A 23398-nucleotide genomic window follows, 5' to 3' on the forward strand; every position below is an offset into this window, starting at 1 on the left:
CCCCAGGAGGTCAACGCCGCCGGCATGCTGCAGAGCACACCCCGACATGATCAGCGTTTGTTTAAGAACCGTTGCGAAAAGACCTCTGCCTTCTCGACCATTTCGTTTCGGTTCATGATGCCGTTTTGGCGATACAACTCACGATATTATTTTGTTACAGCGACGACGGCCTATCTTTCCCAGACCAGGGCCTCTTCGTTGCAATCCGGAAATTTCGGACATTGGATACAATCACTCCACACCTTATGGGGGAGTTCGTTCTTATCAATATGCCTGAACCCGAGCCGCTGAAAAAATGCCGGCTGATAGGTCAGGGTAAAGACCCTGGTGATCCCGAAATGATCGGCCTCGGCCAGACAAGCCTCAACCAGCTGACGGCCGATCCCCTGGCCCTGGGCTTCTTCCACCACGGCCAGGGAGCGGATCTCCGCCAGATTTTCCCAACAGACATGGAGGGCGCAGATCCCCAGCATCTGCCCGGCAGCGGCATCCTCCTCCCCTTCCTTGACAAAGACCTTGAAATCCCGCAGCTGGTCATAGAGGGAACTTAAGGAACGGCCGAGCAGCAAGCCCTTGTTGGCAAAATGCTGCAACAGGCCATACATCACCTTCACATCGTTCATCTTGGCATCACGAATCATGACAGCCTCGTAAAAAGGGAAACAATCCACATGTCCGCAGCACGGAATCAAATGGGTACAGCAGTGCAGCGGAAACAGTTGAAATCGCACTTGTTGCGATTTCAACAATCATGACGCCTCGTAATTTTTTCGGCCCGCCCGGCTGGCAGGAACCCGTTCGTTCTACCACAACCGCCCGCAAAGAAAAAGATTTAGGAGCCGCCGCAAGACACCCTAATGCTTTCTTGACCGTTTCCTCACGGATTCCTAGCCGTTCGGTCCAGCCGGATGACAACATTATTTGATTATCACAACGGCTTTTCTAAAAGAATCAGGGGGCCTGAAGCCGGGAGGCTGGCAAGAGGGCGATATAGGCCTTGACCTTTTCCTCTTTTTCCAGCTTGGCAAGAAGCTGATTGGCCTCGGCCAGCTTATCGAACTTGCCCACATAGATCCGGATAAACGGATCATCCTGATCCTCGGGCGGCACGGAAAAAGCATCGTAGCCTCGGCCGCGCCACTGGGCCACATCCTGTTGCGCCCGTTCCTGGTCGCGAACCGCGGCAACCTGCAAGGCAAAGACAGAAGGCTCGGCCTCGGCCCATTCCGTTTCCGATGCCGGGGGTGCTGCCGACGGCGGACCCGCTTCCGACGCCACGTCTGCCTTCTGCCCGGAAGGAACGGCGGGCTCAACAGCGGCCGGCTTTCCCGGCTGGAGAACCCCGGCCAGTTTCGCCAGCGGGGAGGTCACTTCGCCCGGGGTCGGCTGCAGGATGGTCTGCCCGGCCCAGATGCCGATGATGAACATCCAGAAAAAAATACAGCCGGTCACCAAGGTCAGGCTAAACATCCCCAACAAGCCCAGTTCAAAACGAACAACAAATCTGCCTTTCTTTTGCCCTGCAGCCATAAGCCGATTATCCGTTGCCGGGAAAGACCGGGCAACGCCTCCTCCTGCTGAACTTTTGGAGCCGCTTCAAAGCAGATGCGTTCTTGCACATCCCCGTCAGCACTGCTTCGTTACAGCTCTGTATACCGTTGATTCATCACAATGATGATCGTCTTACGCCAAACTGCTCACACCCTGCCCCTACATGGATTCAGGGGCACTCACCCCGATCAGGGCCAGGCCGTTTCGCAAAACAACCCGCAAGCCCATGGCCAGCCAAAGACGGGCCCGGCTCAACTCCTCATCCTCGGAAACAATCCGGTGCTTATTGTAGTAGCTATGAAACTGCGCGGCAAGATCCTGAAGAAAATAAACCAGCCGGTGCGGCGCCAGATCAAGAGCGGCGCTCTGCACCAGAGCCGGAAAGCCGGCCATGGCCTTAAACAACAAGGTCTCGTCATCCAGGGTGAGTCGCCCGAGCGGCGCATCCTCCAAACTCCCCAGGACAATCCCCTTGGCCTCGGCCTGCCTGCGGATGCTGTGCAAACGGGCATGGGCGTACTGGACATAGTAGACCGGGTTTTCCTGGCTGGTCTTGGTGGCCAGATCCAGATCAAACTCCAGCTGGCTGTCCGCCTTGCGCATGAGAAAAAAGAAACGGGCCACATCCACGCCCACCTCATCGAGCAGTTCGTCCACCGTAACAAAATTGGCCTTGCGGGTGGACATCTTCACCTGTTGGCCGTCGCGCATCAGGGTAACGAACTGATGCAGGACCACGGTCACCTTGCTCGGATCATAGCCCAACGCCTTGACCCCGGCCAGGACATCCGGCACCGTGGCGATATGGTCGGAACCGAAGATGTCCACCATCCAGTCGAAGCCGCGCTTAAATTTCTCCCGGTGGTAGGCCATGTCGGGCAGCCGGTAGGTCGGCTCGCCGGTGGACTTGATGATCACCCGGTCCTGGGGCAGGTCAAACTCGGTGCCCTTGAACCACACCGCCCCGTCCTGATCATAGGCCAGCCCCTTTTCCCGCAGGGAGGCGACCACATCGTCCACCAACCCGTTTTCATAGAGGGAATGTTCGTTGTAGTAGTTGTCAAAAACAATGCCGAGGCGGTGCAAGGTGGAGTTGATATCGGCAAAGATCACCCGCTCTGCCTTGTTTTTAAACACCAGAACATCGGCTTCATCTTTGAGCGCATCGCCCTGCTCCTCGATGAGCTCCTGGGCGATATCCCGGATATACTGGCCCTGATAGCCGTCTTCCGGAAAGGTGAAGGGCAGCCCCAGCGCCTCAAGATATCTGGCGCGAGTGGATTCGCCCAACACCCGCATCTGGCGGCCGGCATCGTTGTAATAATACTCCCTGGTAACCTGATGGCCGGTGGCGGCAAGCAGGCTGGCGATGGCGTCCCCTAAAACCGCCTGCCTCCCATGCCCGACGCTCAATGGGCCGGTGGGATTGGCACTGACAAACTCGACCAGCACCTTCTTGTCTTGCCCGACCGCGCTTCGGCCGAAGGTCGCATCCTGAGCGCAGACCTCGGGCAGCACCGACTGCCAGACGGACTTGTTGATGTAACAATTGACAAAGCCCGGCCCGGCGATCTCCACCCGCTCCAAAAGATCGGTGTGGGGGGCAAGCATTTCCACCAGCTGCGCCGCAAGGGTCCGAGGGTTTTTCTTCTCTTTCCCCGCCACCACCATGGCCAGATTGGTGGCCAGATCGCCCTGGCCCGCATGCTTGGGCTCGTCCAGAGAATACCCGCCCGCCGCAGCAGCGGACCAGAACCCCGCCTCGATTCCCTGGGTGAAGCAGTCGTCTATCAATTTTTTCAGACGTGTCTTGATCATTGTCTTTCTATTCCAGAAAAATGTTTTTTTCAACCAACGGACTGTCTTGTGGATTCTTCACTGTCAACATGGACCTGCCGGTTGCAGGAACCGAAAAGACAGAGGATTTCATAGTTTATAGTATCGGACCACCGGGCGATCTCCTCGGCCCTGATCTCCCCCGCCCCCTGCCCCCCGAGGAGCACCGCTTCGTCCCCGGCTTTGACCCCGGGAATATCCGTCACATCGGCCATGCAGGCATTCATGCAGATCATGCCCCGGACCGGAGCCCGTTGCCCAGAAAGCAAGACCTCGGCCTTGCCCGCCATCCGCCGCAGATAGCCGTCATCGTAGCCCACCGGCAAAACCGCCAAGCGCGTGGAATGCTCGGTCACATACCGGTGCCCATAGCTGATCCCCTGCCCCGCAGGGATCTCCTTGACCTGCAGCACCCTGGTGGTAAAGCGCATGGCCGGCTTCAGCTCCAGGGCGGAAGCCTGGCTCAGCCAATCCGCTGGATAACAGCCATAGAGAGAAATACCCGGCCGTACCATATCGCAACGCATCCCGGGATAACGCAACAGGGTGGCCGAATTGGCAATATGATTGATCCGCCCTTGGCCATCCCCTTGCACCCGGGTCAAGAGCTCTTGAAAGAGTCCATACTGTTTTTCCGTAAGCCCGTCGCCTTCCACATCCGCCTTGGGGAAATGGCTGGCGATCCCGGAAAGATAGAGCTTGGGAAACCGGCGCAAGGCGGCAAGAAACGGTTCAAGTTCGTGGGGAAGAAGACCAAGTCGCCCCATGCCGACATCGACTTTTATCTGCACCCCTTGGAGGCAACCAGCCTTTGCCGCCTGCGCGCCAAGCGCTTCCAGAGCGTCCAGGGTATAGACCACCGGGGTGAGGGCATGGGCCACCGCCTCCGCTGCCCCCTGGCGGTCAACCCCGAGCATGACCACGATCTGTCCGGTTATCCCGGCCTGCCGCAAACGCACCCCCTCTTCGATTTCGGCCACGCCAAAGGCGGTGGCCCCTGCCTCGGCAAAGGCCTGGGCCGCCGGAATAAGGCCATGTCCATAAGCATCGGCCTTGACCACGGCCAAAATGCCCAACGACGGGCCGACCAGTTTTCGCACCTGCCGGAAATTATGGCGCAGGGCGGCACGATCAATCTCCACTCTATTCCAGGAAGGTGTTCCCATACCAAGCAACCCGTTCTCTCAGCGAAGAGTCCTTCTCGCGTTCCATTCCTGCCAGATGAGCCTGCTCGATAAGAGAAGGGCCCAACCAACAGCAACATATATAACACTGACCACCAGGGAAGGCACGGCGGAATTACGCAACAGACGCCCAGCAAGCATCATGCAGACAACCATCCCCCACATCCCCCAGGAGTAGACGCCGCCAAGACACATCCCATCCGGGCGGGCGACAATCCGGGTGATATTCTTCCGGGCCGCCCGCTCAATAACAAAACGCGCTTTCAAAGTGCCAAGCCCCAAGGCCAAGGCCCAAAAAATCCCAGGCAAAAGGACGTGCAGGAGGTAGCCTCGTACTATCAGGTAGAGGCCAATAAAACTCCACATCAGGGCGGCGACCAAGAGATTGGTGCGGATGCTCGCACCCGGCTTCAAACGGAACAACCAGCTCATTCTTTTCCCCCTCCAAGCCTGCCATACCAGAAGCAACCCATCCCGGCGCAGCAAATAAATAGGCCTATCCCCAAGTATGGGAATAGGCCTACTCACTTCACAGATGTTCCGCACGCCGTTGCCCCTTGCATAACAAGGGACCGGCATAAGGAGCCGTAACGAAATGACTCAAAAAGCAACTATGCGCAACGGCTCCTAAATTTTACATTACACCTCGGTGACGGTGATAGCACCCTCGGGGCAAACCTCTACACAGGTCTCACAGCCAAGGCATTCGTCTGCATTCACAGCTTCAGCCTTGCCGTCAACCATCTCATAAACCTGAGCGGGGCAAGCGTTTACGCACTCTGCATCACCGGCGCATTTGTCCTTGTCAATGTCAATCTGCCACATAGTACTTCCTCCATATAAGGTTGAAAAAAATTGATAAACAAGATCGTACTGCCACTATACAGGGGCAGAATATCGAGCCCATTGCTTCCGGAAAAAGACACAAATTTCCCTTTCCCTCTAATGCACCACCATTTTTTTGTCAATAAAAAAGAATCCCCACCACAAGCAGGGACACCGGGGAGAGAAAGACAATTCAGGTTGACCAGTTGGCGCCGATCTTTTAGGATAGCAGCCATTGTTTTCTGACAACCGTTTCCCTTGTCTTCTTCTCACCATGTCCGAAAAGGGCCGATGCCATGAGCAGCAAACCAAAAATCAAAAAAAAACCCACCCCACGTCCGGAACTCAAAGCCCAGAAAAATGAAGAAGCCATGATTGCCGGCATTCTGGAAGGAAGTCCCGACGGGATCGGCGTAGCGGTTATCCGGCTGGAATGCGGCTGCAGGAAAATGGCGGCGGTTGACGCCAAGGGCGAACCCGCCAGCAAGGTAGTCATCTACCGGGACGAGGCCGAGAGCATCTGCGAGGCATGCAAAGCGGACAACGGCGCCTTTTCCAGGGTGCTGAGCCAGTTCATCCACTGGCAGGAACCGATGCCTGACGGCGCCACCCGCATGAAGATCGAGGCCAAGGTGCTCGGCAACTACACCAGCCACTGAGCCGGACAGTACTCCCCCAGGAAAACACGGCACCCTCGGACTATTTGCTGCACACCCCCAGATATTTCCCCTTGGTTTTCACGGTCTGCCGCATGGACTGCCCCTGGCCCTGGGTGGTCATGGTCATGGTGCTGTCCATGACCTCGCCGCTGTAAGTGGCGACCCCGTTTCCCGTCATCTTCATCCCGCCCTCCGTGCAGACGGTGCTCCAGTGGAGGGTATTGCCCTTCCGCTCCATCTTGGTTGTCTTGCAGGTATTCTCGCTTTTCCGGTCTGAACCAGGAAGCAGATCGTCTTTGGTGATGCATTTCACCATGGTCGAATGCATGGTATTTCCCTTGGTGGATACCGCCATTCCCGGAGGCAGCGTTACCCCCGGAGGCAAAGCGGGCATCTGCACCATTCCTTCCATCTGCATCTCGGAGGCAAACTCCCACTTTCCTTCGCGGATGCTCTCCGCAGCGCCTGCCGACCCCACAAGAGCCAAGACCGCCGACACCACCAGGACACCCATGCGCATTCCCTGATTCATCCTTCTCCCTCCCTTTTATTTTATAAAAGCTCCACCTCTCAGCTGATACAGCTCAAGTATGGCTGGGAGGAGGCCACTTGTCAACACAGGGTGCCACTGTCACACCTGGGCACGATATTCCCGCGCCTTGCCCACCAGGGCCGGGGCCCAGGAGGTCATCCCCAGGGCGTGGATATGGGTATAGAGCGCCAGGACATTCTTAAACACCAAGCCATCCCGGCCACCGGCAAACCCCACCCCGCGTTCCATCCGCAGGGCAAGCTCGGCGACCTCCCCGGTCCACTCTTCCACCCGACTGTAGCGAAATTCATGCCCCTTGATCTCGGTCCCCTCGGGATAATAGGGGTTTTCTCCCTCGCTCACCAGCACGGTATAGCCATGGGCCTGGGGCTTTTTCATCAGCCCGAACCGCACCGGAAAAAGACCCACCAGGGGAAAGTCCTCGCCCGCGAGCACCATGGACTCGCCAAGATAAATCAGGCCGCCGCACTCGGCGTAGATGGGCAGCCCGGCTTCGGCCGCCTTTTTTAGAGCGGTTCGGAAGGAGACATTGGCGGAAAGCTCCCTTGCGCTGGTTTCAGGAAAGCCCCCACCGATATACAGGCCATCAAGCCTCGGCAGTTCCGGCGCGGTGAGGGCATTGATCTCCACCAACTGTGCGCCGCACCGGCTCAGCGCCTCCAGGTTTTCCGCATAGTAAAACTGAAAAGCCGCATCCTTGAGAATACCGATCCGTACCGATTTTTCTGCCCCAGCCAGCTCCGAGGGCCTCGTTTCCGGCGCACTGGCGCAGGGGGCCATCATTGTTTCTATTCCCGCCAGATCCAAATACCGCGTTGCTTTGTCGGCGAGGACCTGCACAGCGGCCTCGGCTCCCGCATGCTCGGGGCAAGGGGTTATACCAAGATGCCGCTGCGGAAAGGCATCTTCCTTGGATCGCGGCATGGCGCCCAGGACCGGGATCCCGGTGTAGTGTTCCACCGCCTGCCGAACAATGGCCTCGTGCCGCGCCGTACCGACCCGGTTTAAAATCACCCCGCCGATCTTCACCTCCGGATCAAAGCGCTGACAGCCAAGCACTAAGGCCGCCATGGTGCGGGTGGTCTTGGTGCAGTCAACCACCAGCAGTACCGGCAAACCCAAAGTCTTGGCTAGCTCGGCCGTGCTGAAGGTTCCTTCGGCATCAACCCCGTCATAGAGGCCACGGTTCCCCTCGATAATGACCAGCTCCCGCCCGTAAACATGCGTGCGGAAAGAACGATGCAGCGCCTCGGGACTCATCAGAAAGGGATCAAGATTGTAGCAGGGATATCCGGCGGCCAGGGCAAGCCAGCCGGCATCTATATAGTCCGGCCCTTTTTTGAAGGGCACCACCTGCCGACCCTGCCCGGCAAAGGCGGCGGCCAAGCCAACCGCGACTACGCTTTTTCCGGCACCGCCCCCCAGGCCGGCCACCACCAACCCTTTTGCTGCCCATCCTTGCTCTGCGGCCACGCCTTTCCCTCCCGTAGTCGTCATCTGCCCTGCCAACCCATCGTCTTTATCCCGGGCACAGAAAACCATCTGGGATCCCTGCTGTCAAGCGCTTGCACCGGGCCAGCACCCCCAGCACCCGAGAGCGGCAAAGATTTTGACGAAGTTTTCGGCATATGGTACCTTGCGCCACTTGCACACCGGCGGTGCCATGCTTATATATATCCCACTTTGGCTGTATGCCGGTGTTTTCCGTCACCAGTCCTTTTTCTGAAACGCCATCTGCTTTTTCTCGAGATTACAAAGCGGATCTACGATTTACAACAACTTTGAATGATGAGGATATCCCTATGTCTGCCCAACAGGAAGACCTGAGCAAGATCATTGAAGAACTGGAACAAAAATGCGTTGAACTCCCGGACAACATCGTGGCCCATCACCATCTGGCCCTGGTCTACCGAAAGGCAGGCAGAACAGACGATGCCATGCGTTCGTTGGAAAGATGCCTGGAGATCGACCCCCACGCGGTGGAAGCCCTGATCAACATCGGGGCCATGCATTTTGAACAGGGCGAACTGGACAAGGCGCTGGCCGCAAACCAGGCCGCGGTGCAGGTCAATCCGGCCCTGGCCCAGCCCCACAACAATATCGGCCTCATCTGGCAACAGAAGGGTGAAGCCGACAAGGCCATCGAGGCCTATACCATGGCCACGATGAACGACCCGAAAATGCACATGGCCTGGATTAATCTGGCCTCGGCCCAGGTCATGGCCGGCAATTTCGATCTTGCGGTCAAGGCCGCCAAGGAAGCGGTGAAGCTTGAACCGGACTTTGCCATGGCCCACAATAATCTCGCGGTGGCTCATTTTTACAACAAGGACTACACGTCGGCGAAAAAGTCACTCGCCAAGGCGAAGGAACTCGGCTATGCGGTTGACCCGCGCCTGGTCGAGGCCATCGAGAACGAGATCTAACCATGGCAAAAGAAGCGCAGATAAAGGTCCGTCCCTGGTGCCCGTTTTGCGGCCAGGATGTGGGCCGACCCAAAGAACCGGAACAACGCAAGCTGGACGAATTCACCGTGGGCGAGTGCCAATGCGGCGCAACCTACACCTGTGACCCAACCGGCTTTAATGTGGGCGCAGCCATGGTCGAGGCCATAGTCCACGCCTGCGACGACAACTGGGATCTGGCCTGGGAGCTGATGCCCGACGAGGATTACCTTACGGGCCGGATTGATAACTACGACGAACAGAACCATCAGGTATACGAAACCAAGAATGTTGATGGCCGCAAGGTGGCAGGGGTTCTCTATTTTGTCCGCCTTAATCGGGAGCTGGCCACGCTGGCCAACCGTCTGCACACGGACAAGAATGCCAAGGACATCGCTCAGCTCGAAGAAGATCCGACAAGCGATATCCCGCCCATGGAGCCGGCCCGCGATCCAAAACGCAAGAAAAAACGAGCCGACAAGCTCACCGTCACCCGGATGGTTGCGGATCAGGACATAGACGGCCTGGTTGACCTGGCTTTCGATGACCTCAAGACCCTGCGTTTTATTCAACGGCTGCTCTATGACCCGGACGAGGGAAAACGCTGGCAACACGCCCATGTCTTGGGTCAGGTCTGTCGGCGGCTCTCCACCCGCCAGCCCGGAGCGGTCAGCGACCTGCTGCACCGGCTGTTCGAGGCCTGTTCCGATTCAGCCGCCGCCCACTGGGGGCTGGTGGAATCCATCGGTTCAATCATCGCGGCGCGGGCGGACATTTATGGCGCCTTTGCCAGACATCTCCTTATGCACCGCGGGGTTCCCACCACCAGGGTGCAGGTGTTGTGGGCCTTGGGCACCCTGGCGGAAAAACGTCCCGACATAGTCCGCGCCACCCCGTTTTACAGTCTGTTTCCCTTTGTCAACCACCCCGAAGCGATCACCAGGGGGCACGCGGTCCGTCTTTTTGGCCGGATTACCGCCACCGAGGTGAAAAGTGAGATTGAGAAACTAACCGGCGACGAAGCCGAATTAACCATTTATGAGCAGGGGCAACCCATACGCATTACCGTGGCGGAACTTGCCAAGGAAGCACTCGCCCGGCTGCACAGAGCAAGAGAGCCCAAAAATGACTGAACCAATAAAACCGGAAGTAAAAGAAGAAAAAAGCCAGGCCCAACTTGACTACGAGGCAGGCCAGGAATTCCTCAAAAACCTGGAACCGGCCCAAGCGGCAAACGCCTTTCACAACGCCCTCATCGCCTTTGAGCTCGAAGGCGATGACAACGGCATTGCCAATGCGGCGGACAAACTCGGCGATATCTGCGCGAAACGGGGTGACGTGGAAAAAGCCATGAGCCATTACGATCGGGCCTATGCGATCTGCCAGAAACACACGGACCGCTTCAGCCTTTTTTCCATCGAAAAGAAAAAAGCCAAACTGATGTACGACGCCAAGAATTACGAGCAGGCGGTCGCTCTCTATCTTGACGTGCTGGATGAGTACAGCGCCCTGCGAAATCCTCAGGGCTCGGTGGATACCCTGGAGATTCTTGCGGAGATCTATCTGGCGCAAGGGGAAAAAAACAAAGCGGCGGATGCGTACCGGACGGCAGCATCGATCCACCAAAATTTCAAGCACAGCCGCCATGCGGAACAGTTCCGGCAAAAAGCAGCGGAGATCGAGAAAGAGTAAGGAAGGCTGGGGAGCTCTCCCCAGCAATACACTCTTATTTTTCCGCGGCAGGAGTGAAACTGGCGACAAAGACCTTGAATACTTGCTGCTCAAGGATCACTGCCGCGATGGGCCAACGCCCTGCCCCCATTTCTTCTCCTGCCAAGTGCACGGAAAGATCGCGGAGTATCCGCTGCAGGGGAGCAAGCTTGACCGTAGGATAGGACTTGCCCGGCTCGAATCGGGAAAGCCCGCAAACATGTCCCTTGCCGTCAATTTCCGTAGGAATTCCATAAGTGCGGCAGTTGACGGGACGTGCCTCATAGCAGAGACAGCATCCTGCATCATCAAGAAGCGGACATCGGATCCGGGCCATGCCCGGATCAAGATGCGAAGCGATCATTTGCTCCCAACCCTGCCTGGCTTCTCGCGCCGCCCCAACAATCCGTTCCTGCACCCCTGGGGCCTGCTGTTGCACCTGGGCGAGAAGATTGGCCGCCTCTACTAGAGACACATCAAACACTGCCTGGCAACAATCCGCGCACCCTTTTTGGCAGTTGATCGCCTCGGGATGGACCTGACTCACGGTCTTGAATGCCTGATCAATGGCGGCAAAGAGGGTGTGCAAATCGTTGTGCATGGCCGGTCTCACTTCCCCAAAGGCTACTTACAATACCTTCTTCGATCACGGAATGTTCCTCGTCCCAGAGAGGCATCAGGGAAAGGACAAAAAAAAATGCAGAGGAAACCCTCTGCATTTTTCATATACCGACTGAAAAACAAAAAAACTAGCGATGCTCTTCGTCTTTGGCCCGGCCTTTTGCAGCATACATGGTGGTACTGCCGCTGGACCAGAAGTCCATCTTGCCTTCCTTAACCAGATCGTTGGCCGCGTTCTTTACTTCACGGGGCTTGGCGTCGGGATCACAGGCATAAAAATCCTTAACATAGAGCTGGGCCTTGGGACCACTCAGCGCTTTTTCAAGGATGGCTGCTTTCAACTCATCTTTGCTTAATGCCATGGTACTTACTCCTTTCGATAAGGTTTTACGCAAGCACATCATCAATCACAGAATAAGGCCAGTAGTCCAAAGAACAAATGAACTACTGACCCTGATTCTAGTGAAAACCGTTCACGTTACTTGATATGGCTGGTGAACTTGAACTGAGTGCTGGTTCTCCAGGTATCATAAGCAAGACGGTAGTCATCAATAGACTTGATGGTGAAGGGGATACCGGTCTTTTCGAAGAATTTCTCCCAACCGATCCGGGCAGCCCACTCGCCAACACGCTCGTACTTGTTGGCATCCTTAGCATAGGTCTCAAGGATGTTCTTTACTGCGGCAACAACCTCCGGCCAACGCGGCGGAGTGTTGGGCAGGAAGGGGATAACCAGCTTGGAGAACGTCGGCATGGTCCTGGAGTTGGAAACCTTACCACCAACCAGAATCGCGATACCGTCACCATCCGGATCTGCCAAAGGCATAGCCGGGCACATGGTGTAACAGTTACCGCAGTACATGCAGCGATCGGCGTTAACCTTTACGGACTTGATGTCTTCGCCGGCGCTGTTCTTCACGGTAGCAGGCTTAACCGCGCCCAGAGGACAGGCGGAGATAGCCAAGGGCAGCTCGCAAAGACCGCTGATCGCATCATGATCGATCATCGGCGGTTTACGATGTACGCCGAGGATAGCGATGTCGGAAGCATGTACGGCGCCGCACATGTTCAAGCAGCAAGCCAGGGCAACACGAACCTGAGCCGGCAGCTTGTGGCTGACGAAGTAGTCGAACAATTCGTCCATAACGGCCTTAACAACGCCGGAAGCGTCGGTAGCCGGGGTATGGCAGTGGATCCAGCCCTGGGTGTGTACGCAGTTGCTGACAGAGGCGCCGGTGCCGCCAACAGGGAAACGGTTCCCACGGCCCTTCAGATCGTCCAACAGGGGCTGAACCTTGGCCTTGGAATCAACCATGAACTCAACATTGTTCCGAGTGGTCCAACGGACAAAGCCTTCGCAATGCGCATCGGCAACGTCACAGATCTCACGGATCAATTCAATACTGATAAGACGGGCTGCACCAACACGAACGGTGTAGCACTCGTCGCCGCTCTCGCCCTTGTGCATCAAAACGCCGGGCTGAATGATCTCATGGTACAGCCATTTGCCGTAGTTCTTCTTGACAACGGGCGGAAAAAACTGCTCGTAATGTGGCGGACCGATATCTGTGATTCTGTCGGCCATCGGATTCGCTGGATCGTAACCCATGATACTTCCTCCTTATATCGTAAAGTCAAATATGTTCAATGTAGTATCAGCAACAGCCACGCACATCACTGAGCGTTACGTTTGCGGAATTCCTTAACATCACGCTCAAAGCCGCCTTCAACCTCATCTTCCTGCCAGAAAACGTAGGGGTTGGAGCGGGGCTCTTTGATATGCTGCGGCAGAGGCGTAACTTCCATAACCTTCAAGAAGGTCGGGAGACCGATACGCATGATGGTCTCACCAACACGCTCGCGGTTTTTGCCGACTTCCATCCACCAATCCCAGATCTTCTCGATAACCTCGATAACCTCGGCGTACTCGGTATCTTTGTTGATCTCAAGGAAGGGGATGGTCATGGTGGCAAACTGGGCACCGTCAAGGATCGGGGCTTTAGCGCCGACACAGATGGTAGCACCCTGCTTCACGCCGGGACGCAACGCGCGGGGCATTACATTGAGGCAATGCATGCAACGGGTGCACTCGGAGTTGTCGATTTTAAGGGCATCGCCTTCCATCCACATGCAGTTCGTGGGGCAGAGATCAAGAACCTCTTTCTTGATATCGAACTTACCCCAGTCCTTGCCGGAGTGAGCGCCGGCGTTGGGAGCGAACTCGCCCTTGATGTAGCCCTGAACCGCAGCCTGGTCGATACGAATATCGTCACGCCAGGTACCGATAACAGCAAAGTCGGAACGGGCGATAGCAGCAACACAGTCATTGGGGCAACCGGAGAACTTAAACTTGAACTTGTAGGGGAACGCCGGACGATGGATTTCGTCCTGATAATGCATGGTCAGGCTGTGGCAGAGATCCTGGGTGTCGTAACAACCCCACTCGCAACGGGCACGGCCGAGGCAGCATTCCGGAGTACGCAGGTTGGAACCGGAACCGCCGAGATCCTGATTCAGGTTATGGGTCAGGTCGTAGAACAGGGGCTCAAGGTTCGGGGTGGTGGTGCCGAGAAGAACCAGGTCGCCGGTGGAACCGTGCATGTTAGTCATACCGGAACCGTATTTCTCCCAAAGGTCACAGATGTCGCGAAGTTTTGCGCTGCTGTAAAACTTACTGGAAGGCTGGTTCAACCGTACGGTGTGGAAATGCGCCACGCCGGGGAACCGCTCCGGAACGTCGGAGTAACGGCCAACAATACCACCGCCGTAACCGAAAACGCCAACGATGCCGCCGTGTTTCCAATGGGTAATCTTGTCTCTGAAAGACAGCTCAAGCTGACCCAGAATATCAAAACATTCGGGTTTTTTCTCTGCCTGACGCTTCAGGTCAGTGACGAAACTCGGCCACGGGCCTTTTTCGAGCTCGTCCAACAAAGGCGTATCATGCTTCGGCATTGTCGATTCCTCCCTTACTAAGGTAATTTAAATAGGTTTCCAATAAATAAACAGTTCGCCCTGCACCATTATTTCCCACTCGCAGCACTGGAGGGGGCTTTCGAGGCAGGGCGATGGTAACTACAGACAAAATCTGAACAGTGATTCAGTCAGAGGACCATAGCCAGTGCCGCAATCTTTGTCAATAAAAAATGATAGACTTCTCACCCTGTTTTTATCTCCGCGCTTGGTTGTTCTTTTTCCAAAGCACAAAGGGTTTGCCGGTCTGATTGACACAGAGAATATTACGACACCGCCATCCTCTTTTGCCCGGTTTTTTTCTCTTGCCAAGACAATCGCAGGAAGGGGTTTATCTCCTCTTTTTTTTCCTGTACAGTAAAGCCACTCGTTGGGAACCGTTTTTTTATCAATGATGACAATACCAAAATATTTTTTTGGTTCCCACGGCTTACCCGTGGACCCGTGAGGAAACTTTTGTGCCGAGACCAAAAAAAATACGCCATTGCGAAGAAGGTCGTAAATGCGGGAAAGCGTTCAAACCCGCACGCATCCCCTTGGCGGAGCTGGAACAAATCCCTCTCCTCCAGGATGAACTTGAAACCTTGCGGCTCTGTGACTTGCGGGGCTTAACCCAGGAACAGGCCGGAGTCAGCATGGGAATATCACGGGGCACGGTGCAACGGATTCTCACCAGGGCCCGAAGCAAGGTCGCCCAGGCCCTGGTGGAAGGAGCGGCCCTCATCATCGAAGACTCCCCCCAGCCTAAAGAAGGAATAAGGATCTCATCTCAGTGACCCTGGCCATGGCAGTTGCCTTGTCCCTTGCAGGCCTGGGTTGGCTCCATCAGGATCAGCTTGTTTTCGACCAGACCGGATACAACCTCGGCCACCGTCTCAAAGGCATGCCGGGCGGCAAAGTAGACCTCAATCCCGACCTGCGCAAACCCCTGTAAGGGCCGCGCCCCCATACCCGCAACAAGAATGGCCTGCACGCCATGCTCTTTCAACACACCCACCGGCTCCATGCAGCCGCCTGCGCCATGTTCGACACTGGCAACCGTATTCACCCCGACAACCTTACCGTTTTCCAAATCAATCAGGGTAAACAGGTCACAATGCCCGAAGTGCTCGGAACGGCCGCCCTCAAGCCCCCCAGGATTGTTTGATGGAACCGCTATCCGCTTCTTATCCATAATGTCACTCCTCCCGCCTTGCGACGTGTTTGGTTTCTTAATTCGCTCTTTTATTCTGCACTAACCGGTGGCCCGAAAATCCTGTCGCTGAACTTCACATACCAGGCCGCGGACTGAACTTGGATTATATAGGAGACCGCGATAACCAGAGCGGCATCCGCCCCCTTGGACCCGAAAGCATTGATGGCGATGGCCAAGGCGATGGAAAGATTTCGCATCACCGTGCCGTACACCAGGGCGATGGCATCGCCACGATTAAAAAACATCCTGCCCAGCACGGTGCTCAGGCCGAAGTTCAAGCCATAGATAATAAGCAACGGCATAAAGATCCCCCCCAGAATGGCCGGATTTTCCGAAATCCCCCGCCCCTTCAGGGCAATGGCCACAAAGACAATCCCCAGCACCCCCACCGTGGAAAGCGAGGGGAAACGGGGCGCCCAGGTCTTTTTGAATTCCTGGGGCCCGTATTTTTTCAAAAACACCTGCCGGGTAAGATAGCCGAGCAGCATGGGGAGAAAGACGATGATCACAATCTGCTTGACCACCAGCAGCAGGTCAACATCGACCCGGGCGCCCATGAGCCCCTGGACATAAAAGGGCGTGGCCAGCGAACCCAAGGTAAGGCCGATAACCGTCATGTTGACGGCGGCGGCGAGATTTCCCTTGGCAAAGCCGGTCCAGGAGATGGTCATACCGCTGGTGGGCAGCAAGGAGGCAAGGAGCAGCCCCAAAGCCATGTACGGCTGGTCCCGAAAGAAAATAAGCCCCAAGCCATAGGCGACAAAGGGGACCACGAGAAAATTGATGCCCTGGGCGAAAAGCTGCAGCCTGACATTCTTGATCCCTTCCTGCAAGGCCTTGATATTCAGAGTCACCATCATGGGGTAGACCATGAGAAAGGTGAAGGGCAGGATCAGAGATTTGAGAATGCTTAAGGATGCGGGGGCTACGCTGATCCCGAACAGATACCCCACCGCCATCATGGCCGGGATAACCACAACCAGCCGTTTGTTGATCTTGATCAAAAAATTCCACATACGATGCTCCTCCGCGACCTCAAGTTAACCGACACAACGCACACACCTTCGCTTATCGCGCCTCGTCAATCATCTCGCGGATCTTCTGAAAAGATTCCGCCAGCGAACCGGGAAAAACCGCATCGGCGACAATTAGGCTGATGTCCTCGGTGTTGTAGCTTAAAAATCGCAGCTGGGTCTTGCCCTCCTTGGAAAAGGCCATGACAAACTTGGGCATCAGGACCGAGCGTTCCGGGTTGGCGGCAAGACTTTTTGCCGCCTTTTCCGGCTTGCAGATCTGGATCATGTGGAGATCAAAATCCTGCCCTGCTTGAGCCCCGTGCGCCCGAAAGGTCTTGCCCATATCCATGGTGTCGGCATTGTTAATGATAAAGCCGTACTTGGTGACAACCTCTGCAAAATCCCGGGCAAATTCCGCCGGGGATTTGCCCGTTTCCGCAAGGTAGAGATCTTCCTGCTTCATAACCCACTCCTTTTATTTTTCCTGCATTCCCTAAATATCAAACCACTTCCCCGCACCCTATTCTGTGCATATGCCCACAATAAACAAGGGGAACCCGGGTGTCAAGCAAGGAATTAAGTAAAAAAGAAAACATTTAAACAGCCGCCTGAAAGGTTTGACAGACGGGTTCAATCGCGATAGGCTATCGCGCATTCGGATGACATATTAACGGTACCCACTCTTCATTATAAGGACTGTTGCCATGGGAAAAAAAATCGTGATCATCGGCGGGGTTGCCGCCGGACCAAAATCCGCCTGCCGAGTCAAACGCCTCATGCCCGATGCCGAAGTAACCATCATTGATCAGGACAATCTGATCTCTTACGGCGGCTGCGGTATCCCCTATTATGTGTCGGGCGATGTCTCCGACGAAAAGGAGCTCAGAAACACCAGCTTTCACATGACCCGGGACGAAGCCTTTTTCCTCAAGGCCAAGGGGGTCACGGCCAAAACCAACACCCGCGCCCTCTCCATCGACCGCAAGGAAAAACTCGTTCTGGTTGAAGACATCACCTCCGGCACCCAGGAGTCCATCCCCTACGACAACCTGGTCATCACCACCGGCGCCCGCCCCAATGTCCTCCCCATTCCCGGGGCGGATCTCGACGGGGTGTTCACCATCAGCGACCTGCACAAGGCCATTGCCATCAAGGAGCGGATCGCCAAGGGCGAGGTAAGCCGGGTCGTGGTCATCGGCGGCGGCGCCATCGGCATTGAGATGGCCGAGGCCTTCACCGATCTGTGGGGAATCGAAACCACCATCCTCGAGTTCATGCCCCAAATCATGCCCCGCCTGGTTGACTGGGATTTTGCCAAAATGCTGGAAACCCACCTTCAGGAAAGCGGGGTGACGGTTTTCACCGGCGAGGCAGCCTCGGCCATCGAAGGAAAAGACGGCAAGGTCTGCCGGGTCGTCACCCCCAAGCGGACTCTGGAGGCGGATCTGGTCGTGATGGCCGTGGGGGTTCGGGCACGCAGTGAACTGGCCCAGGCGGCCGGGCTTCTCGTCTCGCCCATGGGCAACATCGTGGTCAACGAGCGGCTGCAGACCTCGGACCCCAACATCTACGCGGCTGGCGACTGCATCGAGGTGAAAAACATCATCACCGGCAAAGGCTCCATCGCACCCATGGGCTCGCTGGCCAACCGCGAAGGGCGGATCGTCGGGGACAACCTGGCGGGCATCCCCACCAAATACAAGGGATGGATCGGCAGCTTCATCATGAAAGCCTTTGAACACAGCATCGCCGCCACCGGCCTTTCCCTGGACGCGGCCCTGGCCGAGGGGTTTGCCGCGGCCGCCGTGACCACCGCCCAGTCCGACCGGGCCCATTTTTTCCCCACCCAGGCCGTTATTCCGCTCCGGATCATCTTTGACACCAAAACCCGCAAGGTTCTTGGCTGCCAGGGCTTCGGCCCCATGAGCGACGCGGTGTTGGCCCGGATCGATGCAGCCGCCGCGATCATCGGCCAAGGCGGCACCATCGACGACCTCAGCCAGCTGGAAATGGCCTACGCCCCACCCTTTGCCACGGCGCTCGACGCCCTCAACGCCACCGCCAACGTGGCCGACAATCTGGCCGCCGGACGGCTGCGTTATGTGAGCACCAGGGAGTTTCTCAACTGGATGGACGATTTTGCCAGCCAGCCGGACTGGGTGGCCCTGGATCTCCGCCACTCCAACGAGGCCGGGTCTTTTGTCGAGAAATACACCAAGGAAAAATGGCTCTCCGTTCCCTACATCGAGATCCGGGACCGGTATCAGGAGTTGCCCAAAGACAAGACCATGCTCATCATCTGCGATGCAGGCACCCGCTCTTCCGAAATCCAGATTGTCCTCGACCATTTCGGCCTTACAAACAACCTGGTCCTCGGCGGCGGCTTTAACCTCATCCGCCGCATGGGCGTTGCCTGGTGGCCCAACTGATTCCGTTAACTCTCCCACAATGGCGGGTGGTCTCCAGGGCAATCCCCTTGGCGGCCATCCTCCTGTGCTGCCTGCTTGGCGCAGGGCCTGCTGCCGCGCGCAGCAAGACGGAAACGCCATCTCCCGGAAGCGGAACCGTTCAGACCTTACCCGATGCAACCTATGGCGACACCCTTGCCAAACAGATCCAAGCCGCAAGCCAGCGCATTGATCTCGCCATGTTTCTCTTCAAAACAAGCCCGTCCGGCAACAACCGGCCGGCAGGGCTGGCCAGGGATCTCATTGCGGCCAGACAACGGGGGGTGGCGGTCCGGGTTATCCTGGAATATTCCAACTATGACCCAAAACTCAATCGGGCGAACCAGGAGACAGCGGAAGCCTTAAGAAAAGGCGGGGTCACGGTGCTTTTCGACTCCCCCAAGCGGACCAGTCATGCCAAGCTGGCGGTTATTGATCGCCGTTACTGCCTGGTGGGGAGCCACAATCTCACCCAGTCGGCTCTGAGCCACAACCATGAGTTTTCCCTGCTTCTGGACAACCCAGCGCTCGCCGAGGAGATCCTGGCCTACATGGAGACACTCTTGCCGTAACCCTTTTTCTTTCCCCGTCACTTCTTCCTTCTGACAATCCGAACCTTCTTTGTCGCCCCGCCTGCCCCTCCGCTGCCAGGAGCAACCCGGCGAACCAGCACCTTCTTTTTTTGCGGTGCCGCCCCGGGCTCTGGTGCCGCGCCTGCGGTCCCGGAAAGGGGTCGCGTGAAGGTACAGCCGGCCTTGGGGCATCGCAGGGAGAGCCTGCCATCGAGACTCTTTTTTTCCACCAGAAATGGGGAATCACAGACCTGACAAGCGATGGCATGGGGCTTGGACCAGGCCATAAATTCACAATCCTGCTCGGGACAGACATAAAAAATCTTCCCGGTGGGGGTATGCTTGGTCACCACTGTACCGGTCCGGCAGACAGGGCAGAGCAGAGACGGGGCGCCATCTTTTTCATAGGATGCCGAATGCCGGCATTCGGGATGCCCCGAACAGTACCAGTACTTTCCGAAACGGTCCTCCTTGAGCAACAGCACCCTGCCACAGTCTGGGCAGGGTTTGCCCGGCTCCGCCTGTGCCGATGCTGGCTCGACAAGCAAAGCTTCCCCGGGTGGTGGAGGAAGAGGCTCGTCCATGGAGGTCGCGGCTTCGGCAAACATCTTTTCCGTGGCTGCGGCAAGTTCCGGCGAAACAACCTCTTCCGCCACAGCAGGCTCATCCAGGACAATGGGTTCCTGACTCTCCTCCTGAGCGGAGACGGCCTCGTCACCCTGAGGCTCAACTGTTTCCGGACCACTGCTTACGGCAGCACCCTCGCCTGTTTCCGCGACCTCGGCGGCGGACTCCGAGATAGCACCCTCCTTGACCGAGGCAGACTCCGGCGGCTCCAGCGAAGCGGCCTCCACAAGCGGCTCAGCAATGGACGGCTCAGTCGCCTTTTCCGCTTGACCCGGGACACCCCCCCCGGAATCCTGAACCTTCGCAGGCTCCGCTTCTTCGGGCAGCCTGATAACGCTGCGTGAACTGATCCCGCGTTTCTGGGTGGCAACCGGCATTGCCATCTTCACCAGAACCTCGCCCCGCATCATCATGGTTTGATCGAACTGTTGCAGACCGCTGGTCAGCAGTTTTCTCCCGCTCACCGCCTCCTCAATGGTCTGGGCCAGATAGGCGGAAAGCTGAATCCCCTTCATGGTCGGAAAAGCGCGGTTCATCACACTGAGAAGCTTGGCGGTATTCTCGGCGCAGCGAAAAGAACCGTCCGGCATCATTCTGAGATAATTGTTATCGAGCATCTGCTGGAGCATGGCCACGGTCATCCCGTCGATCTCCAGGGAGAAATCAGCCAGATCGGTGGCCAGCCCCTCAAAACTGTAATATTCAGGGGGATGGCCGGTATTTTTTTCCGGGATGATCTGCACGCAGTGCAGCGGTTGCCCCGCCTTTACCTCAGCCAGAGGAGAGGGAGGCGCCAGGAGTTCATGCTCCTGACAGCCAGGATAGATGGCGAGAAACCCTTTATCCGACAAAACCTTGGCATTGCCCTGAAAAATACAGTCTTCACCACCCTCCACCGTCACCGCCAAAAGCTCTCCTTGCGCCTCCTTCATCTGGCTTGCCAGAGCCCTAGCCCAGACCAGTCGGTAGATCTTCTCCTCCGCCCCGCCTATTTTCCCTGCAAGCTCTTCAGGGCCGAGCTCCGGCAGAGTGGGGAGAATGAGGCCCCGGGTGGTTTGCTGCCCGGTCTCCGGCCCCAAGCAGGAATCCCCCAACCTTTGAGCAATCTGGGCCCTGATTTGGACAAACACAGCGGCAAAGGATTCCTGGGCCATGGCCGGGGGGAGAAAAGCGGTGACCAGCCCCAGCCTCCGTCCATCCACCTTCACCCCGTAATAGAGATTGCGAATCGCGGTCATTGCCGCCAGGGGGGAAAGACCTCCCTGGGCAACTCCGTCCCGCAGCAACTCAAGGAAATGGTACGGGCTCGGCGGGGCAACCGCGAGGGGCGACCGCGCAACCTCGCGGACCTGAAAGGAGGCATTGTTAAAAAGGTTGATGGCGGTATGCACCTCTTTCTCGTTGCGCAAAAAACCGTCATCCGTTACCCCGTAAGCTTCTTGCAAAGCCAAGGCACACTCCCCTGCTTCGCTGCTGATCTTGACCTTCACCTTCCATTTCGCAAGGGGGGTAAACATCCTGATCTCGGTTTCCCTCTCGGCCAGGAGAAAAAGGGTGGTGAGACTCGGATGATTGAGCGGAAGACCGCTGGGACCGGTTCGGCTGCCCAGAAGACGCTGCAGGTGTTTCCCCAGATAGGACTCAAAAATCATCTTGATATAGGTCGCAGCCCCCTTCTCTTCGCTGACAGGCTCCACCCGCCGGAACGATTCCCGGAGAGCCTCTCCGGCGAGCCCAACTAAACCGACCCGTTTGGGCTGCTTACTGCCGGGAGCGACCATCGCCCAGTAACCGCTGATCAGCCAGGCCCAAAACTCCCCACGCCAATCCCCATCAAGGGCGAGATATATTTCTCTCCCCTGACAGGCAAAAAGTTTATCGAGAAATATTTTTTCCTTGGCCTCGGGTCCGAAATCGAAATGCGGCTTTTCCCGACGCATATGGTCTTTGGGCGGGAGGTAGGTGGCTCTCGCCGGTGCTGCCAGCACAAGGATGGGCTCCACTTCTCCGCCAAGCTGTTCTGCCAAGGTTTCTGCCTTGGCTGCCGACTCGACAATGACTACAGACTTTGCCATGCACCTCTCCCGACCTATTTTCAATGACAAAAGATTCTTGTTTGCAAAATAACACTGAAGGAATTCCCATTCATTCACGAAAAATAGCATATAATCAGCAACAACTTTATACAATCAATTATCCATATACTTTTTTTGTTTGCCAATCCTTTCCACGGAGCCCCAATGCCAGCCCTGCTCAGCCTGCAAAGCATCAATGAGACCCTCGACAACCTTGAGTTGAAGGAGGGAACCCTCAAAGCGGAACTGGTCAGGGTTATTCGCTCATATTTCGCCGACGAACACGCCGTACAATCCATCTCCAGCATCCCCGCCGAGGAAATCGTCTTCAAAATCTGGGGGCCCTGCCAGGACGATGAGCTCAAAGCCAAGAAGAAAAACTTCAGCTCCCTCAAGTCCGCGCTCAACAAATCCCTCAAGGAGCTGGACAAGGCAGGGAAAAATCAAGCCGGCATCATTCTGGGCCGGGACAATGTCTTTATTGTCTCAGAAGAGCGCAAGGATGACATCCTCAAGCAGATGGGGCTTTCACCAAACTCCCCGAATCTACTGCACGAAATGTTTGCGGCCTTCAAAAAATTCTTTTCCGAAAACATCAAGGATCAGCAAGCCCAGGATGTCAAAAATCTCTTGGATGAGTTTGAGAAATTACGAGATTTAGCCGTTGCTGCGCCGGACACAGGCGAAGAAACCGAGACCGTTGAAACCATTGAACTCGATGCGGGAGAGGAGTTTGAGCTCCTTGACCAGAGCGAAGAGTTTGAGGTTATCGACGGAGAAGAGGTTCTTGAGGAAGAGGGTGGATCAGACGCAGAGGAGATCGCCGGAGAGGTTGATCTGCTTGACGAGGATCTGATCGAAGAGGTCCAAGAGATCACCGACGAAGACCTTGTTGACACCGAACTCCTTGAGGAGGAGGTGATGGAGATCCTCGACGAGGAAGAACTTGAGGAGGTCTTCGAAGATGAAACCTCCCCCACCGAAGGCTTGGGAGAAGAGGAAGGAGGGGCCGGGGATGCGGGGATCGCCGAAGGGGTGGAACTGCTCGACGAGGAGCTGATCGAAGAGGTCCAAGAGGTCGCGGGCGATAATCTTGCCGACATCGAACTC

At 56.5% G+C, this 23398-nt stretch carries 24 protein-coding genes; 8 read left to right on the top strand and 16 right to left on the bottom strand.

Features of this window, described 5'->3' with window-relative positions; translation table 11 throughout:
• Positions 1–170 precede the first annotated feature (170 nt).
• The 6 genes from OLX77_RS01110 to OLX77_RS01135 form a co-directional block, all read right to left on the bottom strand.
• Entirely contained in the window at positions 171–641 is a 471-nt protein-coding gene (locus OLX77_RS01110) for an N-acetyltransferase (RefSeq protein WP_307631737.1), read from the bottom strand.
• Between the two features lie 310 nt (positions 642–951).
• A complete protein-coding gene (locus OLX77_RS01115) occupies positions 952–1530 on the bottom strand; it encodes an SPOR domain-containing protein (RefSeq protein ID WP_307631738.1) in 579 nt (192 codons plus the stop codon).
• A gap of 180 nt (positions 1531–1710) precedes the next feature.
• Positions 1711–3369 carry an arginine--tRNA ligase gene (gene argS, locus OLX77_RS01120; protein WP_307631739.1) on the bottom strand — a complete coding sequence of 553 codons (1659 nt, stop codon included), beginning with the start codon at positions 3367–3369 and terminating at the stop codon, positions 1711–1713.
• 29 nt (positions 3370–3398) lie between these two features.
• Positions 3399–4529 (bottom strand): alanine racemase, encoded by a 1131-nt coding sequence (gene alr / locus OLX77_RS01125; RefSeq protein ID WP_307631740.1) that lies wholly within the window; start codon positions 4527–4529, stop codon positions 3399–3401.
• 42 nt (positions 4530–4571) lie between these two features.
• Entirely contained in the window at positions 4572–5003 is a 432-nt protein-coding gene (locus OLX77_RS01130; protein ID WP_307631741.1) for a hypothetical protein, read from the bottom strand.
• A 207-nt stretch (positions 5004–5210) separates the two neighbouring features.
• Positions 5211–5396, bottom strand: coding sequence for an ATP-binding protein (locus OLX77_RS01135; protein ID WP_307631742.1), 186 nt, complete (start codon positions 5394–5396; stop codon positions 5211–5213).
• Positions 5397–5692: 296 nt separating this feature from the next.
• On the opposite strand from OLX77_RS01135, the gene OLX77_RS01140 reads away from it, so the two are divergent.
• Positions 5693–6055: a hypothetical protein gene (locus OLX77_RS01140; RefSeq protein ID WP_307631743.1), complete on the top strand. Its 363-nt coding sequence runs from the start codon at positions 5693–5695 to the stop codon at positions 6053–6055.
• A gap of 40 nt (positions 6056–6095) precedes the next feature.
• On the opposite strand, the gene OLX77_RS01145 is transcribed toward OLX77_RS01140, so the two are convergent.
• Both OLX77_RS01145 and OLX77_RS01150 read right to left on the bottom strand, forming a co-directional pair.
• Entirely contained in the window at positions 6096–6587 is a 492-nt protein-coding gene (locus tag OLX77_RS01145; RefSeq protein ID WP_307631744.1) for a DUF3617 domain-containing protein, read from the bottom strand.
• A gap of 99 nt (positions 6588–6686) precedes the next feature.
• Positions 6687–8150 (bottom strand): cobyrinic acid a,c-diamide synthase CobB, encoded by a 1464-nt coding sequence (locus OLX77_RS01150; protein ID WP_307631745.1) that lies wholly within the window; start codon positions 8148–8150, stop codon positions 6687–6689.
• Positions 8151–8410: 260 nt separating this feature from the next.
• On the opposite strand from OLX77_RS01150, the gene OLX77_RS01155 reads away from it, so the two are divergent.
• From OLX77_RS01155 to OLX77_RS01165, 3 genes are read left to right on the top strand one after another with little or no spacing between them, the layout of a single operon-like run.
• Entirely contained in the window at positions 8411–9034 is a 624-nt protein-coding gene (locus OLX77_RS01155) for a tetratricopeptide repeat protein (RefSeq protein WP_307631746.1), read from the top strand.
• A 2-nt stretch (positions 9035–9036) separates the two neighbouring features.
• Entirely contained in the window at positions 9037–10185 is a 1149-nt protein-coding gene (locus OLX77_RS01160; RefSeq protein WP_307631747.1) for a DVU0298 family protein, read from the top strand.
• The gene (locus OLX77_RS01165; protein ID WP_307631748.1) at positions 10178–10744 is read left to right on the top strand and encodes a tetratricopeptide repeat protein; all 567 of its coding nucleotides are present in this window, start codon (positions 10178–10180) and stop codon (positions 10742–10744) included. The genes OLX77_RS01160 and OLX77_RS01165 overlap by 8 nt, the downstream gene beginning before the upstream one ends.
• Before the next feature lie 34 nt (positions 10745–10778).
• Here OLX77_RS01165 and OLX77_RS01170 read toward each other — a convergent pair whose 3' ends face one another.
• The 4 genes from OLX77_RS01170 to dsrA all read right to left on the bottom strand — a co-directional run bounded on the left by OLX77_RS01170 (position 10779) and on the right by dsrA (position 14338).
• The gene (locus OLX77_RS01170; protein ID WP_307631749.1) at positions 10779–11363 is read right to left on the bottom strand and encodes a YkgJ family cysteine cluster protein; all 585 of its coding nucleotides are present in this window, start codon (positions 11361–11363) and stop codon (positions 10779–10781) included.
• Positions 11364–11511: 148 nt separating this feature from the next.
• The gene (locus OLX77_RS01175; protein ID WP_307631750.1) at positions 11512–11745 is read right to left on the bottom strand and encodes a dissimilatory sulfite reductase D family protein; all 234 of its coding nucleotides are present in this window, start codon (positions 11743–11745) and stop codon (positions 11512–11514) included.
• 116 nt (positions 11746–11861) lie between these two features.
• Positions 11862–12992 carry a dissimilatory-type sulfite reductase subunit beta gene (dsrB, locus tag OLX77_RS01180; RefSeq protein WP_307631751.1) on the bottom strand — a complete coding sequence of 377 codons (1131 nt, stop codon included), beginning with the start codon at positions 12990–12992 and terminating at the stop codon, positions 11862–11864.
• Positions 12993–13057: 65 nt separating this feature from the next.
• Positions 13058–14338, bottom strand: a complete 1281-nt coding sequence (gene dsrA / locus OLX77_RS01185; protein ID WP_307631752.1) for a dissimilatory-type sulfite reductase subunit alpha — start codon at positions 14336–14338, stop codon at positions 13058–13060.
• Between the two features lie 476 nt (positions 14339–14814).
• Here dsrA and OLX77_RS01190 point away from each other — a divergent pair, with 476 nt between their 5' ends.
• Positions 14815–15132: a DUF134 domain-containing protein gene (locus OLX77_RS01190; protein ID WP_307631753.1), complete on the top strand. Its 318-nt coding sequence runs from the start codon at positions 14815–14817 to the stop codon at positions 15130–15132.
• Here OLX77_RS01190 and OLX77_RS01195 read toward each other — a convergent pair.
• From OLX77_RS01195 to OLX77_RS01205, 3 genes are read right to left on the bottom strand one after another with little or no spacing between them, the layout of a single operon-like run.
• Entirely contained in the window at positions 15126–15530 is a 405-nt protein-coding gene (locus OLX77_RS01195; RefSeq protein ID WP_307631754.1) for a NifB/NifX family molybdenum-iron cluster-binding protein, read from the bottom strand. The two genes, OLX77_RS01190 and OLX77_RS01195, sit on opposite strands and share 7 nt — an antisense overlap.
• Before the next feature lie 50 nt (positions 15531–15580).
• On the bottom strand, positions 15581–16567 hold the full coding sequence (locus OLX77_RS01200) for an arsenic resistance protein (protein WP_307631755.1): 987 nt from the start codon (positions 16565–16567) through the stop codon (positions 15581–15583).
• Between the two features lie 52 nt (positions 16568–16619).
• Positions 16620–17030: a DUF302 domain-containing protein gene (locus OLX77_RS01205; RefSeq protein WP_307631756.1), complete on the bottom strand. Its 411-nt coding sequence runs from the start codon at positions 17028–17030 to the stop codon at positions 16620–16622.
• Positions 17031–17271: 241 nt separating this feature from the next.
• Here OLX77_RS01205 and OLX77_RS01210 point away from each other — a divergent pair, with 241 nt between their 5' ends.
• Together OLX77_RS01210 and OLX77_RS01215 are read left to right on the top strand one after the other, a co-directional pair.
• Positions 17272–18996 carry an FAD-dependent oxidoreductase gene (locus tag OLX77_RS01210; RefSeq protein WP_307631757.1) on the top strand — a complete coding sequence of 575 codons (1725 nt, stop codon included), beginning with the start codon at positions 17272–17274 and terminating at the stop codon, positions 18994–18996.
• Complete coding sequence (locus OLX77_RS01215; protein WP_307631758.1) at positions 18984–19586, top strand: phospholipase D-like domain-containing protein; 603 nt, start codon at positions 18984–18986, stop codon at positions 19584–19586. Before OLX77_RS01210 ends, OLX77_RS01215 begins: the two co-directional genes overlap by 13 nt.
• Before the next feature lie 17 nt (positions 19587–19603).
• Here the strand turns inward: OLX77_RS01215 and OLX77_RS01220 are convergent, their stop codons facing one another.
• Positions 19604–22288: a DNA topoisomerase gene (locus OLX77_RS01220; protein ID WP_307631759.1), complete on the bottom strand. Its 2685-nt coding sequence runs from the start codon at positions 22286–22288 to the stop codon at positions 19604–19606.
• A 165-nt stretch (positions 22289–22453) separates the two neighbouring features.
• Between OLX77_RS01220 and OLX77_RS01225 the strand changes: the two genes are divergently transcribed.
• The coding region (locus OLX77_RS01225; RefSeq protein ID WP_307631760.1) for a hypothetical protein at positions 22454–23398 on the top strand (945 nt) is incomplete at its 3' end.

The sequence above is a fragment of the Thiovibrio frasassiensis genome, from assembly GCF_029607905.1.
Classification (GTDB): domain Bacteria; phylum Desulfobacterota; class Desulfobulbia; order Desulfobulbales; family Desulfurivibrionaceae; genus Thiovibrio; species Thiovibrio frasassiensis.